The following is a 15,688-nucleotide window of genomic DNA, read 5'->3' as shown; positions in this document are numbered from 1 at the left end:
CAACTTATGGAAGGAAAATACGGGATAATCAATGACATCGCCCAGAGCAGAAGGCACAACAATAGATTGGTATACAGTTGTTTGGCAGTTGTCATTATGGTTTTTGGTATGGCCACCTACTATGTAATGAAGGCGGATCAGCGCGCCAAAAACAACGCCTATCTGCTTCATGGAGGGCAGAGATTGCCCATGGCCCCCATTAGGGATGTAAAGGAAAATCTGGAAATACTTTGTGAAGGCCATCTTTACAATTTTCATGAGCTCTTCTTTTCCTTGGAACCTAATTTGAAGCTAATTAAAAGGAACATTGAAGGAAAGGCATTACACATGGTCGACTGGTCAGGCAACCGTTTATACGCCCGTTTGGTCGAAAAAAAGTACTTCCATGATGTGGCAATGCGCGACTATCGCTACTTTGTGGAACTTGATTCGATTCATATCGATTATGGAACCTACCCGTTTCCGTTCACATTTTACGGCAAACAGGCCATAGAAAAAGGCAAATCAACGACGTATAGGAACCTCATTACTAGAGGACAACTAAAAAAGTCGGGGGTCACCCCAAACAATTTAAACGGCATAAAGATTATTGACTTTCAGGTCTTGGACAATTCCGATCTGGAGCGCATGTAGTATGAAATTAAAAGAACAAATACAAGTTGTGAAGAGATTGGGTGGTCAGAAACCAAAAGGTTGCTATGGCTTTACCTCTCATTCTGATAATGACCAGCTTTTTTGTCATCGAAAATCTAAAGGATTTTCAGATGGGCGGTAATGACGCGGCAAACCTGAACGGGTTCAATTCCGAACTACCGGGCGAAACACCAACTTTGGATTCCGATACCGCAGGCCGACTATGGAAGGTCAAGGATTCCTTAGAAAAGGAAGAAGTAGAAAATACCGAAGCTGCAACTAACCTAAAAGATTTGGAAAATTCCGAGAACGACTCGCTTCAGCGGATCTTAAAACAACTGGAAGGGCTGTCCATGAAGTCTAGTACCAAGGAAACCGCCAAAGCGGAAATCCCGGAAACCAGAAAAAACATGGTTAGGGAAAAGCAAACCGAAATAACGGCGAATGAGAAAAAAAAGCAGTTCGCGGAGGAACGGTTGGCCTATCGTGAAAAGCTTTTAGAGGGTAAGGAAAAAATGATCGGCGATACTCAAAACACTCATGGGAATTTGTCCCCCGCTCCGGTTATGGATATTAAAAAGTCGATCTCATATAGAGCTACTGTATATGGCGACCAATTTATATTGCCCAATGAGAATGTCCGATTACTGCTCATGGAAGATATGGTTCTAGAGAAGAAAAGGTTCAAGAAGAATACGTTTGTATACGCCATGGCCTCGATTAAGGAGAATAGGGTTTATCTGGACATCGCCAATATCGAACATCATCCGGTTAGTCTATCGGTCAGAGATTTCAACGATGGCCGGGAAGGCATCTATAGCACACGTGCGGGGGAACTATGGCGGGAATATAAGGCGAATGCAAGCAGTAATTTATTGACCAATGCCACCGATGAGCTGACCAACGGTTCTCCCGATCTGGTGACCGATATAGTAAGAGGATTGGGTTCCTTCCTTAGAAAGAAAAAATTACGGGAGAAAGAGAAGATTCTTTTGATGGACGATTACGAACTTTTATTGGTAACGCAATGAGAATAAAAACCTTCATATCATTATTTGTATTATTCGGTGCGCTTTTTGGAAATGCGCAGACGGACACTATTCCTGTTTCCAGGGATTATAAGACAATACTCGTCCTGCCCGGAATTTTCGATTTCTCCATCAACGGGAAAGAACTCAATTTCATCGAATCCTTCCCTGTCAAAAATGCGTCCGACAATGCAAAACGTATCGTCCTGCTAAGTTACAATGACGTGGCACCCGATACCGAAGATCATACCAATTACACGGTGTATACTAGGGATGGTCTTGCTTATGATTTTATCTTAAGACTGGTTGAAGTTCCTGTTAAGAAAAGATGGCCGATTACTAGATCTATGGCGGAAAACCCGGAAGCATTATCCGCCTCGGATGATATTTCCGATGTCTCAAATTCAAATGTAACGCCACAACCTCAAATCAAGCGTTCCGATAATACTACAACAATAGAAGAAAATCTGGGGGTTTCGTCGGATAAAGGAACGACCGAAGAACCTTTGCCGCTCACTAGGGAACTCTATGTGCTCGACCGCATGGAATACGTTCGTCGGCGATGTTACTATAATCAGTTCAACAAAGGCAAGGTCATTCGCTATTTCGCCAAATACGATGACGTGTTCTTATGGCTTGAAAATGTCTTTTATGAAAACAACGAAATATACCTACAGTTCCGTTTGGAGAACAAAGCGCACATGCCCTACGATGTGAATTTTCTCAAATTCCGTATCGCTTCCAATTATAGGAACAGTCCGAACAATATTGACAAAAAACACGAGCCCTTGTTCCGGTATAAGGTTCCTAAAAGGGTAGAAGGGAATTCCGAAAACTACTTTATGGTGGTCTTCGATAAGTTCACATTGGATCGGAAGAAAGTACTTATGGTCAATGTGGACGAGGATAAAGGCAATAGGAACCTATCCCTGGATATCGACCATAGCGTTATCAATAACCCGTTAGCTTTTAAATTATGAGAAATGTTCGTTTTTGTATAGCGATGGCATTATTGTTATCGGCTTCATTCTGCTTTGGCCAACTGAGGGGTAATCTTGCCTCATCGGTCGGTTTGAGTGGTGGGTATGTCGAAGATGGTTACGGCATCATGGGTACCTTCAATTTCCATCCCGACAGGTACCGGTATTTTCAGATAAGCGTATTGGCGGCCATTGCCGAGGATAAAGGAAGTCAGGATATCCCCTACAATATTTTTACCATACAACCTGGAATCTATTACCGGGTATTCGTGGCACCGCGAAAGAGAAATTTCAGCTTGTTTCTAGGCGGGGGCGGACTCTTCGGATACGAGGTCATCAACAATGGCAGTAATGAACTTCCAAGCGGAGCTTTGATAAACGCCAAAAGTCAATTCGTCTATGGCCTCTATGTCGGGGCGGAAGCGGAAGTAGGTATCAGCAATGATTTTTCCCTGCTCATAAAAGCGAACGAATACTACCATATCAATTCCGATGTTGGGAATTTTTATCCGTATGCCGGAGTCGGCCTACGTTATTTTTTGTTCTAAAAACGATTGTATGAAAATGAATGCCCCACAACGGATATTCGCGGTAACAACGCTATGTTTAGCTCTGATATTGGCATGTAGTAAGGACTTTGAGGATATCGTACAAGATTCCTTCGACTTTACGTTTGAAGGCACCAACGAAGAAAATGGATTCGTATTCGAAGCGACTAAAACGGATTTCATATTGGAACCCGAACGGATGGTTTCCAATGTTTCCTATTTCATGAAATACGATAATATTGACGGAAAAGGATATTACATAGGAACCGAAAACGATACGGTCCATGCGAACGATACCATATCGGTCAAAAATTTCAATCTTTCATACCGTTATATGCCCATTGATACAGGAATGCATAAGATAAAAGTCTTGGCTTGGGATTCCAATAAAATTGAAAAGGAGCTTGAGCTGATATACAATGTCAAGTATGCAAGTTTTAGCTTTTTACTGGGCAAGGGTACCGATGATTTCCTCATCAATAGCCCAAATCCAGTCAATGTGACCTTATTGAGGGATAGGAACACCGCTAATCCCGACCGAGAATCGTCAGAAGAGTTTGAGATTACCTACCAACTGGAAGATGGTTCGGGTAAACTTCTTCTGGGGGATACCGAATACAATGCCGGAAAACCTTTTATGTTACCCAAAGGCGTTACGGAATTTAGCTACCGACCGGAAACCTTGGGAGAACATAAATTGACAATGACCGCAAAGGCTCCCGATGGTGCCACATTGACCAATGAAATGTTATTGACGATAGAAAATATTGACTTTACTTTTAGGGCCACGGCGGCTTCCTCGCAGGTCGAGCTAGAAACCAATTTGGCTATCAATATCGACTTGCAGACCCAAGAAGAAGAAAGTGAGGTTACTTTCGACATAAGCCATTCGTTCTCGTCGGATAGCCAAGGTGCGGGAACCGTTCGGGATCAGAATGGTGGGGTAATGGATCCCGGTACTTTTCGTAAAATCAATCCGGGCAACTACAATTTCACTTTCGAGGACGATGAATTGGGACAGCGTAAAATCTATTTCGACCTCCGCGACAGCAATGGTCAGATAAAAAGGGACAGTGTTGAAATCGAAGTGGCCAATATTCCGTTCACGTTTAGTGGTAACTCGGAAAGTAACCAAGTTTTTGTAAACCAGCGGACACAGCTTAATTTCAACATCAAATCGAACGGCAACACATCCAACATCGATTACTTCCTGACCTATGATTTGGAGGAAGGAAATGGAACGATTTCAGGGGTCGGCGGAAATACGATTCAGAACAATTCGGACTATCCGGTGGACCTGGGCAATTTCCCATTGTTCTATACGCCCGAAACCCTGGGCCCGCATCGGATCAGCTTTCTCGCTACCGACAATTATGGGCAGGCCGTCGGGCCTGTCGAAATCGATTTGGAGGCCAAACAGCTAGAACTGGAATTTAACGCCTCCGCTAATAGCAATGAAGTATTGGTAGGGCAACGGGGCACGGTTTCATTGAGCCTCATCGAAAAGGGGGAGTATAATGGAGTATCCTATGAACTAAATTATTTTATTTCCGGTGGTAATGCCGGACTATACAATGGAAATTCTCAAATTTCTCCTAGTCAATATTTTACTATAAGTCCAGGAAGTTTTGCTTATGATTTTATAGCCGAAGAATCAGGAACTTACGAAATTACCTTTTTGCTTCGAGACAGTAATGGACAGATTTTAGAAGAAAAAGTAACGATGGTCGTTGCGAACAATGATTTTGCTATCAGTATGACCCCATCGAAAGCAACGGAATTTTCCAATATTCCGGTCGGGATTATTGTGGATATTGATGAAGTACCCGAGGGAGCGAACGATAGTTACACAGCCTTCTTTTCATCGAGCCAGAACGGTTCGCTATCGGTCAATGGTGTTAACTACGGTCCCGGGGAAGAATTCCCATTGGGTGCAGGAGTCAATAATCTTACCTATACCGGACTTGAACCTGGCCAGCACAATATCATTCTTAGTGTAGAATCCGGTTCGGATGTTACGCGAACGGCCAACACCACAATCACGTATGACCAAGTGGATTTTACCTTTACGGCGGGAACGCAAAAATCGGATATAACGGTCGGGGAAACCACCGGACTCAATTTCAATATTTCGGAAAGTGTGGGGTCTTCGAATTACACCATGCGCTTTAGCATGAACGGGAACGCACTCATCAGGGATAATAACGGTATCGAAGTAAGCCCCGGGAACAGTTACGATGTCAATATCGGCAACTTTAACTGGTCGCTGGAGGGAACCAATGAAAGTACGGTTCGATTGGCTTTCACGGTTCGAAACGATACAGGATTGGAGAAAACAGTGGATATTACGGTAAATGTGGCGGCCAAGGATTACACCTTTACTGCATCAGGCACATTGCAGCAGGCCTATACTGGAGAACAGGTAGATATTAACTTCAATATTTCCGAAATCGGAATCGGTGGGGATACCTATGAGATGTATTTTTCGGCAAGTGGCAACAATGGTTCTTTTGAATATGGAGGCACTAGCTACTCCGCTGGGGAAAGTTTTGATGTACCTGTGGGGGCATTCTCGGGAAAGTATTCCGGAACGACCGAGGGCAATCACAACATCACTTTCACTGTGCGCTCTTCATCGGATGTGGAGAAAACGGCCAGTGTCAATATAAACTATACAAGGTATGAGGAACCGTTCGAGTTGACCATTAGTCAGGCCCCGGGCGAGCGTTTGGAAGGGGAATTTTTCAACATTGCGGTTATAACCAATGCAATCGGCACACACGACCCCGATGTAACTTATCAGATGACATTTTCCTTTAGTGGAAACCGTGCCGGTTATTTCTTTTACGGTGGAAATAGATATGATGAGGGGCAAACGATTCCATTGAATTATGGGAGTACCAACCTTACCTTCTATCCCGATAGCCAAGATACATTTACCATTGATTTTGAAGTGGAGAATTCAACAGGGCAATCCCAAATCGAAAACACATTTGTGGACACCATACCAAGACCTGTGGCATTGGTCAAAGGTGAAAAGTACAATGTCAGTTGTGGGGGATTGAACGGTTGCGATTATCAAGTCAGGATCTATACCTGTTTTGATATTGGATGTTCGGAGGCCTATGGCGGTGCTACGCTAGATCAGGTAGAAATCAGGATATTCAACAGGAGTTCCAATCGGTGGGATACCCTCTTATTCAATTACAACGAAGCCACGGGCGATGGAGTTGACAGGTATTTTATGTTGGAAGAGGAACCCCGTGAAAGCCGTTTGAAATATCTCGACCAAGACTTCGAGGTCAGGGTTAGGGATACCAATGGCCAATGGAGTGAAAGAGTAGCTGGAAGAGTGGTTAGAGTTTAAGTTTCATGGACGTTTTCTTTACCATTAACTAAAAGCAATTAATACTAGCTTCTCTTAAAAGTATAGGTAATAACGACATCTTGATCATCCAAAAAATCTTCTTGGTCAACGACCAATCGGTTTTTGGTAAACTCTACGATGACCCAATCGTTCCGATTCTCAAATCGTATGATCTCATTGTTTATCAGCTCGTACCTATCATCTTCGACATTTTGAAATGCGGGTACTTCCCCACAGGATAGTCCGTTTTCATTAATAGAAAAAGCACTTTTTTCTCCAGGCCCCCGAGAGCTGAAAAAAGTTAAATTATCTTTTAGACATTGACGTATTTCGTTGGTGTTGAATAAGTCCACGTTGACCGTACCGTCCCCATTGATATCAACGGCAGTATTGGAATCAATGGCCTCGTACTCCCACTGGCCCAACAAAGCTTGGCTCCTGTCCGACTCTGCTACGCCATCATCATCGCCACTACATGAAAAAAATAGTAGCATTGGGAATGCAAGTAAGAAGAAAACATTTGGTTTCATTGGACGTGCCTTGGATTAGTACAAATATATTAATGAGGATTACATATTTTAAACAAAAATTTCCAAAATTAATTGTGCGCAGGCAAGATAAATGCAAGCAGGCGATTTTTTTCGCATGCTTTGGATTTATGTGTGGTTTCGAGGATGTTCAACAAACCTGAAACGGAAAGACCCCGAGTGCGGACCAGCGCAGCGTGTCCGCTCGGGAAGTCTTGTAGTGGAAGGTTTGTTGAACTTCCGCAGGAGCATGGCAAACAAAGCCAATGCACCAGAACTAATGGTGCACACTTTTGATTCCTTTTCATTGTAAACGCGCATACTAAAATTCCTCCATTAGGCTCAATTTTTTTAAAGTTAAAAAAAGATGATTTGCACTAAACTCCATTTCGTCATCAAACTAACTTATCAATTACGATTAAAAATAAATGGTAACGTAAAGCCTTTAAGTCATGGAAAATAAACGCATCCGCATTCAGCTTCTATTTCTACATGCAAAACTAACATTAACTTCATTGTTACTTTTCTTGTTCTTACCTTCGGCTAATTCCCAATCTACGAGTAAGGGAAATGACGGGCACAAAATGATACAAAATCTTCATGCTACCAACACTTCGCCCATAAATAGCAAATCGATTGAAAACATGGACCATAATTGGCACTACGCGACCGAACATCCGGTTAGTCATGCCCCATTGGTCAAAAACGGTGCGGTCTATTTTGGGGATTGGGGAGGCACGATATTTAAAGTGGATGCGGAAGAGGGAAGTTTAATCTGGAAAAAAAATATCGAAAAGCCCATGACAGAATGGACCTGGTACGGTTTTGCGGGAACTGGCAGTCTTGGTGACGGCAAGGTATTCGAAGCGAGTGTAGAGGGAAATGCCTTCGCTCTCGACCAAAATTCGGGCGAACTGCTTTGGCAGACCGAATTTACAACCGATCCTGAAGCAGGTAATCTTAGCGTACTGCTCTATCATGATGGTTTGGTATATATCGGTGTTTCTTCTGTCGAGGAAATGCTTGACTCCCCATCGTTTACCCCGAATCTTCAGGGAAAGGTAATCGCTTTGGATGCAAAGACTGGGGACAAGGTATGGGAAAGATTTCTGGTGGAACCTCCCCAAAATGGCGTACCGATGTGGACGTCATTTGCCCTCGATACTGAAAGCAACACCCTTTATTTTACCACAGGAAACAACTATACGGGAGAAGAGGCCTCCAAGATGTCAGATGCAATGGTTGCCGTAGATTCCAAGACCGGGGATGTCAAATGGTTCTATCAAGTTACACCTCATGATATATGGACGCATCATCAAAAGAAAGGTCCTGACTATGATTTTTCCGGGGGAGCGCAATTGTTTACCGCCGAAATTGATGGGGAAATGAGAAAACTAGTTGGAGCCGGTCAAAAAAGTGGCGTGTATACCGTCTGGGATGCAAAGACTGGTGACAAGGTCTGGGAATCCGTTATTGGATACGGAGGTGTAAAGGGAGGCATGCACAGCGAAGCTTCCATTGCTGACGGAACTGTGTATGTCTGGAGCAACAATAATTATGCGCATAAGCCTCCGACCGACACGCCTCTAACCGTTAAGGCGTTGGATGCAGCCACGGGAGAGTTAAAATGGGTGGCAAACGAATCGCAACCGGCTTCCCTTGTGACGGGATATTTGGCAAACGATGTTTATATCGTTGGATCCGTCGAAGGAACAATTCAGGCCTACAACACCAAAGACGGAAAGAAAATATGGTCGCACAAAAATCCCGCCCCAATAATTTCTTGGCTGATTGTTGATGACGACTCGCTCTTTTTGGGCGGTGGCATTCCTAAAATGTTCGGGGAATGGGCTGGCTCTAACCAAAAAGGACATGGCCTATATGCTTATTCGCTGAAGCAATAAGCTGCAAATCAGTTGTATGTCAAATTTTAAATAAATCCAAAGGATAATTTTTTATACTTTTGTAGTTGATGCAAAAAGCAAATAAAATAGCGGCATTTTTTTTCTTAGGCTTGTTTAGCCTAATGGTGTTGCACCAAGCTTTTCCGCACGTGCATCATCAGCACGAGGAAACGCATTCCCATTCACATATTGCCCATACTGGCGAACGCCATCATCACGATGAAAGTTCTCACGAAAAAGAAGAATCCCCAAACGGTTTCTTTGGGTTCTTTATGGATATGCACGTCCACTCAACGGTATCCAGCGATATTGTTGTACTTAAAAGGAATACGGTTGAGCAGCAGACTATCGTAGATGATAATATCGTAAAATCTAATTCTGATTTTCAAGAATTTTATGTCTTTGATAGTAGGCAAAACAGTAAACCGCCAATTTATCATCCACCCAATAACTATTTTAATTCTTACCTCTCATCCCTCGATTTACGAGGCCCACCATCTTTAGGTTAATCGTTTAGGAATACCTATCGCTACGGAAGGAATCCTTTTATACATTAAGATTAAACCTAAAATTTCAAACAATGAATAAATACATCGTATCCGCGATTTGCGGATGCCTGTTCTTTGTTAATGGTTTCTCACAGAATAAAAACATTGGGGAACTGCTTAACGAAATAGAACAGAACAATACAGAGTTAAAAGGCTATCAATCATTTATTGAAAGCCAACAACTCGAAAACAAGAGCAACAATAATTTACCCGACCCACAGCTTTTAGGATATTATTTACCTTTTGGCGATAATGCGACGGGAAATTATACCGAATATGAAATATCGCAATCCTTCGAATTTCCGACGGTATATGGTACACGCAGTAAATGGAACGAATTAAAGTCAATGCAACTGCAAACTTCCTATGCTAAAAAGAGGCAGGAAGTTTTGTTGGAAGCAAAAACGGTATTGATTGAACTCGCTTTCCTTCAAAAGCAGAGAGCCATAGAAACCCAAAGAAGAGCCCAGAGCAAACAGGTTTTCGACCAGGTTAAAGAACTGTATGAAAAAGAGCAAGTTGGAATTTTGGATTTGAACAAGGCGAAAATTGCTTGGATTCAAGAGCAATTTGTGGTCGAACAGATTGAAAGCGAAATCCAAATTGTACTGTCCAAACTTAAAACCTTAAATGGCGGGCATACCATTGATGGTTTTACTTCGGGTAGCAATATGCCTATTGAAGTTGCTGCGGTAGAAACGCTTTGGCAGGAAAGGTTGGCCAATGACCCTTCTCTACAAGAATTAAAGGCTTCCGAAACGGCTTCACTTCAAAAAGTAAAATTGGAAAAAAACAAGGTGCTACCGAATATGGCACTTGGTTACAATTATCAGGGCGTTAGCGGCAGTAATTTTTCGGGTTTTTACGGTGGCCTTTCCATTCCGTTGTGGAACAGCAAGAACAAGGTAAAAGCCGCCGAAGCGAATTATGAATATCAGCAATCGAATACCCAAGTGATTACGGCCTCGCTTTACGCACAATTTCAAGAAACATACAATCGATACGAATTGATGCTCGAAAAATATAATAAGTATCTAACCACAATGGGTAACTTAAATAGTGAACAACTACTTTTTAAGGCTTATATGCTGGGCGAATATTCGTTTATGGACTACTATTTAGAGCTTCAGTTTTACCGTAATGCATCTGACAGAATGTTGCAAATGGAAAAAGAAATCCAATTACTACAGGCACAATTATTAAAACATCAATTATAAACTATTAAACATACAACTATGAAATCGAAGATTCACGAATACCAAAACAAATATTTAACAATGAGTAAAATTTCAAAAATAATATTCGCAATAGCGATAGGTTCAATGATTACCGTAACCTCTTGCAGAGATACAAAAACCGAAAGTACGGATGACAGCGGCCACGAACACAATGAAGATGGTAGTCATATGGACGATGAAACCATAGAACAAGAAGAATTTCAAGTAGGAAAAGATTCTATGGAAACAAAGACCGAAACCCACAAACACGATGATGGTTCTGAACACCACGACCATTAAAAATCTAATAAATACGAAAGATGAGATATATAATAGTAGTGCTTGCCTTTTTGGCGATGTCCTGCAACAATAGGGAAGAAGATGCACACGCACACAACGAAGATGGTAGTCACGTGGGTGAAGAAATTCCACGATTGAGCGAGACTATCTGGACGGATGAAACAGAGCTGTTTGTCGAGTTTCCTGCACTTGTAGTGGGCAACGGAAGCAAATTCGCAGCCCACTTTACGGTTTTGGATAAACACCAGCCCGTTCGAGAAGGTTCTGTTACGGTTAGCTTGATAAAAGATGGCCAAGGCATCAGAAATACGGTAGATGCACCGATATCACCAGGTATTTTTTCGCCTTCCATTCAACCAAAAGAAACGGGTAGTTACCAACTTGTTTTTGAATTGAAAACGCCAGACTATTCAGATAAAATAACGATTGACGATGTTACGGTTTATGCTAATGCAGACGAAGCCATAAAAGCTTTGGGTGCAGCCGAAGATGATGGGAGCATTTCGTTTTTGAAAGAACAAGCTTGGAAAATCGATTTTCAAACCGCACCTGTGGTTTCAGGTAAAATTTACGATGTCATCAACACCTCTGGTGTTTGGATGCCTTCGCCTGGTTCTGTAAAGTCCTTGGCAGCAAAATCCAATGGGGTGGTAGATTTTAAAGTTAGTAATCTCACGGAAGGCACAGCAGTAAAAAAAGGTCAGCTCTTAATGAGTTTGAACAGCCAAGGTTTGGCATCTAATAATTTAAGTACGGATATCGCTTCCGCGAAAGCGAAATACCAACAGGCCAAATCTGAATATGACAGAAAGAAAGAACTGTACGATTCTAAAATTGTCCCAAAATCTGAATTCGAAAAAGTGGAGAGCAATTTTGAAATCGCCAAAGCCAATTATCAATCATTGGTGTCGGGCGTTTCGGGAGGTAGCAAACAAATTCGTGCACCTTTTGATGGCTTTATAAAATCCATTACGGTTTCTAATGGCGATTATGTGGCACAAGGCGTGGCATTGGTAGCTATTGGCACACACCAATCCAAAGTATTGAAAACCCAGTTAGCACCTAACTATGGACTCACAATGGAGAACGTACAGGGAATCTGGTATCAAACGAGCAACGGACAATGGGCAAATGTAACAGATGCGGAAGGCGAGATTCTTTCCATAGGTAAAGATGTAGAGCGTGAAAACCCATTGATTTCAGTTTTTGCTCAAGTAAATGCAGAGGTCGATATGCCAGAAGGAAGTTTAACGCCCGTGCAAATTGCAATGGGAAATGCGACCCAAAATACTACGATTCCTGTAAACGCCTTGTTGGAAGACTACGGAAGCTATTCTGTTATCGTGCAACTTTCAGGCGAAAGTTTTGAAAGACGACCTGTTAAGATTGGAAAACGCAATGGCGAGAATGTAGAAATAGTACAGGGCTTGGAAGTTGGCGAAGTAGTGGCAACTACAGGAGCATACCAAGTTAAAATGGCTTCAATGTCGGGTTCAACACCTGCACACGGTCACGAACATTAAAAACGAAGAGAAATGTTAAACAAAATATTATCAATTTCACTTCAAAATAGATTGCTCATACTATTGGGAGCGGTTGCCTTGAGTGTGTTGGGCGTGTATTATGCACGTACAATGAACGTCGATGTATTCCCAGACCTTACGGCACCAACGGTAACAATTCTTACCGAAGCACACGGAATGGAATCTGAAGAAGTAGAAAAATTAGTAACCTATCAACTTGAAACAGCCTTAAACGGTTCGCCCAATGTGAGACGAATCCGTTCGTCATCGGCAGCAGGTGTTTCCATTGTTTGGGTAGAATTTGAATGGGGAACAGATATTTATCGAGCTCGCCAAATTGTTAGTGAACGCATCCCGATGGTACGGGAAAATTTGCCTGAAGGTATCGGAGCACCAACTATGGCACCAATTTCATCCATTATGGGAGAGATAATGCTTTTGGGAGTGACATCCGATAGTTTGTCGCCAATGGAACTGCGAACCTTGTCAGACTGGACAATCAGACCTCGCATAAAAGCCATTGGCGGTATAGCAAATGTGGTGGTCATTGGTGGCGATTACAAGCAATATCAGATATTTGCCAATCCCGAAAAGATGAAGTATTACGATGTGAGCCTATCAGAATTGGTGGAACACGTCAAGGAAGCAAACCAAAATGCGCCCGGTGGTATTATAAACCAATATGGCAATCAGTATATCATAAAGGGAAGCGGTAGAGCGTATGCGCTTGAAGATTTACAAGAAGCGGTTCTAAAGGAAGTGAATGGTCAAACCATCAAAATAAAAGATGTAGCAACTGTACAAATCGGAGCTGCCGATAAAATTGGCGACGGTTCATTAAATGCAAAACCCGCTGTGATTCTGACCATTTCAAAGCAACCCGATGTGAATACCTTGGAGTTGACAGACCGCTTGGACGAAGCCATTGCAGACTTGGAAACAACCTTGCCAAAAGGTGTCAACATCAAAAGCCAAATCTTTAGACAGTCCGATTTCATAGATGCTTCTATTAGTAATCTAAATATGACTCTTTTAGAAGGTGCGTTTTTTGTAATGATTATCCTGTTCATCTTTTTAATGAACTGGAGGACTACCGTTATTTCCTTGCTGGCTATCCCTATTTCATTATTGGTTTCCATCATCATATTAAAATGGTTGGGTTACACCATAAATACAATGAGTTTGGGTGGTATGGCCATTGCCATTGGTGCATTGGTGGACGATGCAATTATTGATGTAGAAAATGTGTATAAACGTTTGCGTGAAAATATCAGAAAACCAAAAGCGGAACGGGAATCGACAATAAAAGTAGTGCGTGATGCTTCAGTAGAAATACGAAGTTCCATCATTATTGCGACCTTGATTATCATCGTATCGTTCGTTCCCTTGTTCTTTTTAAGCGGAATGGAAGGTCGATTATTGCAACCGCTGGGAATAGCCTTTGTAACATCTGTATTGACCTCATTGATTGTTGCTGTAACAGTAACCCCAATTTTATGTTCTTATTTATTGGACAATGAGAAGCTTCTAAACAAACAGGCTGATGGTACAAAAGTAGAGCGTTGGTTGCAGAAACATTATGGCAATCTTCTGGAACGAGCGACACGAATACCTAAAACCATTATAGGCGTAACTGTCATTGCATTTGTATTAAGTCTTCTGGTTGTAACGCAATTGGGAAGAAGTTTCCTGCCAGAATTCAACGAAGGCTCTTTGGTAATAAGTGTCGTTGGTCCACCGGGAATGTCTTTGGAAGAAAGTAATAAGACTGGAAAGTTAATAGAGACCATTTTATTGGATATGCCCGAAATAGAGGTCGTTACTCGAAGACAAGGACGTGCCGAACTGGACGAACACGCCCAAGGTGTTAATGCTTCGGAAATTGATGTGCCCTTTGTTCTCGAAGACAAAACCAAAGAAGAGTTCTTTGAAGAAGTCCGAAATGAATTGAGCATCGCACCTGGTGTTAATATCACATTAGGACAGCCCATCGCTCACCGTATTGACCATATGCTTTCCGGAACACGCGCCAATATTGCCATAAAGATATTTGGTTCCGATTTACAACGTTTGTTTGAAGTTGGTAAAAGTGTAGAGCAGAACATAAAGGATATTGATGGATTGGCAGATGTTGCGGTAGATCAGCAAATTGAAGTACCACAAATACGCATCAAACCCAAACGCCAGATTCTCTCGGCTTATGGAATGACGGTTGGTGATTTAATGGAACAAGTAGATATCGCTTTTGCAGGCGAAGAAGTGGGCGAAATTTACGAAGGACAGCAATACTTTGACTTGGTAGTGCGCTATGAGAAACCGTTTCGAGATAATATTGAAAACATTAATAAAACCTTGATGAGTTTACCGAATGGCGGACAAACTACATTAGGCGAGTTGGCAACTGTCCAATCGGTAAGCAGTCCAAACACCATCAATCGGGAAGATGTACAACGAAAGATTGTGGTCGCAGCCAATGTTCAAGGTAGGGATTTACGTGGTGCGGTAAATGAAATAAAGGAAGTTGTGGGCAGCAACGTGAATATGCCAGAAGGCTACCGTGTACAATATGGCGGACAGTTTGAAAGTGAATCCAAAGCATCACAATTGCTTATGATAACAGCCATCGTTGCCATAGCCATCATTTTCCTGTTGTTATACTATGAATTTAAGGATGTAAAACTGGCATTTGTAGTATTGATTAATCTGCCTTTGGCGCTAATTGGTGGAATCTTGATAGTGTATTTCACGTCAGGAATCATCAGTATTGCAGCGACCATAGGTTTTATCAGTTTGTTTGGTATTGCCACACGAAACGGTATTTTATTGGTTTCACGGTATGAAGATTTGAGAAAAGAAGGAGTACAGGGTTTTCAGTTGATAAAAGCTGGGGCTTTAGATAGATTAAACCCTATTTTAATGACTGCCTTTACCACAGGTCTGGCATTGATACCATTGGCTCTAAAAGGTGGCGAACCAGGTAGTGAAATACAAAGTCCGATGGCAGTTGTTATTTTAGGTGGCTTGTTGTCTGCTACTGTTTTAAACTTGGTTGTAATTCCTTGCGTGTATCAATTGGTGGTAACAAAGAAATAAAATATAAGCATTATAAGGTT

12 protein-coding genes are annotated in these 15,688 nt (G+C 42.1%); 11 read left to right on the top strand and 1 reads right to left on the bottom strand.

What is annotated here, in order from left to right:
• The first annotated feature begins 6 nt into the window (after positions 1-6).
• From P178_RS0111075 to P178_RS0111055, 5 genes are all read left to right on the top strand, one after another.
• Complete coding sequence (locus P178_RS0111075) at positions 7-633, top strand: hypothetical protein (RefSeq protein ID WP_155941620.1); 627 nt, start codon at positions 7-9, stop codon at positions 631-633.
• A 65-nt stretch (positions 634-698) separates the two neighbouring features.
• The gene (traM, locus tag P178_RS0111070) at positions 699-1,664 is read left to right on the top strand and encodes a conjugative transposon protein TraM (RefSeq protein ID WP_027066285.1); all 966 of its coding nucleotides are present in this window, start codon (positions 699-701) and stop codon (positions 1,662-1,664) included.
• Positions 1,661-2,641 carry a DUF4138 domain-containing protein gene (locus P178_RS0111065; protein WP_027066284.1) on the top strand — a complete coding sequence of 327 codons (981 nt, stop codon included), beginning with the start codon at positions 1,661-1,663 and terminating at the stop codon, positions 2,639-2,641. The genes traM and P178_RS0111065 overlap by 4 nt, the downstream gene beginning before the upstream one ends.
• Positions 2,638-3,189: a conjugal transfer protein TraO gene (locus P178_RS22665; RefSeq protein ID WP_027066283.1), complete on the top strand. Its 552-nt coding sequence runs from the start codon at positions 2,638-2,640 to the stop codon at positions 3,187-3,189. The genes P178_RS0111065 and P178_RS22665 overlap by 4 nt, the downstream gene beginning before the upstream one ends.
• 10 nt (positions 3,190-3,199) lie before the next feature.
• Positions 3,200-6,556 (top strand): TraQ conjugal transfer family protein, encoded by a 3,357-nt coding sequence (locus P178_RS0111055; protein ID WP_027066282.1) that lies wholly within the window; start codon positions 3,200-3,202, stop codon positions 6,554-6,556.
• A 44-nt stretch (positions 6,557-6,600) separates the two neighbouring features.
• On the opposite strand, the gene P178_RS0111050 is transcribed toward P178_RS0111055, so the two are convergent.
• Complete coding sequence (locus tag P178_RS0111050; RefSeq protein ID WP_155941619.1) at positions 6,601-7,050, bottom strand: hypothetical protein; 450 nt, start codon at positions 7,048-7,050, stop codon at positions 6,601-6,603.
• Between the two features lie 485 nt (positions 7,051-7,535).
• Between P178_RS0111050 and P178_RS0111045 the strand changes: the two genes are divergently transcribed.
• From P178_RS0111045 to P178_RS0111020, 6 genes are all read left to right on the top strand, one after another.
• Complete coding sequence (locus tag P178_RS0111045) at positions 7,536-8,987, top strand: PQQ-binding-like beta-propeller repeat protein (protein WP_027066280.1); 1,452 nt, start codon at positions 7,536-7,538, stop codon at positions 8,985-8,987.
• 68 nt (positions 8,988-9,055) lie between these two features.
• Positions 9,056-9,496: a hypothetical protein gene (locus P178_RS0111040; RefSeq protein WP_027066279.1), complete on the top strand. Its 441-nt coding sequence runs from the start codon at positions 9,056-9,058 to the stop codon at positions 9,494-9,496.
• Positions 9,497-9,567: 71 nt separating this feature from the next.
• On the top strand, positions 9,568-10,752 hold the full coding sequence (locus tag P178_RS0111035) for a TolC family protein (protein WP_027066278.1): 1,185 nt from the start codon (positions 9,568-9,570) through the stop codon (positions 10,750-10,752).
• 18 nt (positions 10,753-10,770) lie between these two features.
• Complete coding sequence (locus P178_RS0111030) at positions 10,771-11,052, top strand: hypothetical protein (RefSeq protein ID WP_027066277.1); 282 nt, start codon at positions 10,771-10,773, stop codon at positions 11,050-11,052.
• 20 nt (positions 11,053-11,072) lie between these two features.
• Positions 11,073-12,575, top strand: coding sequence for an efflux RND transporter periplasmic adaptor subunit (locus tag P178_RS0111025; RefSeq protein WP_027066276.1), 1,503 nt, complete (start codon positions 11,073-11,075; stop codon positions 12,573-12,575).
• Positions 12,576-12,587: 12 nt separating this feature from the next.
• Entirely contained in the window at positions 12,588-15,668 is a 3,081-nt protein-coding gene (locus tag P178_RS0111020; protein ID WP_027066275.1) for an efflux RND transporter permease subunit, read from the top strand.
• Positions 15,669-15,688 lie beyond the last annotated feature (20 nt).

Origin of the sequence: Maribacter sp. Hel_I_7 (genome assembly GCF_000688315.1) — a bacterium.
GTDB classification, from domain to species: Bacteria; Bacteroidota; Bacteroidia; order Flavobacteriales; family Flavobacteriaceae; genus Maribacter; species Maribacter stanieri.
The sequence above is the reverse complement of the archived record's forward strand: the minus strand, read 5'-3'. Positions and strand labels throughout refer to the sequence as shown.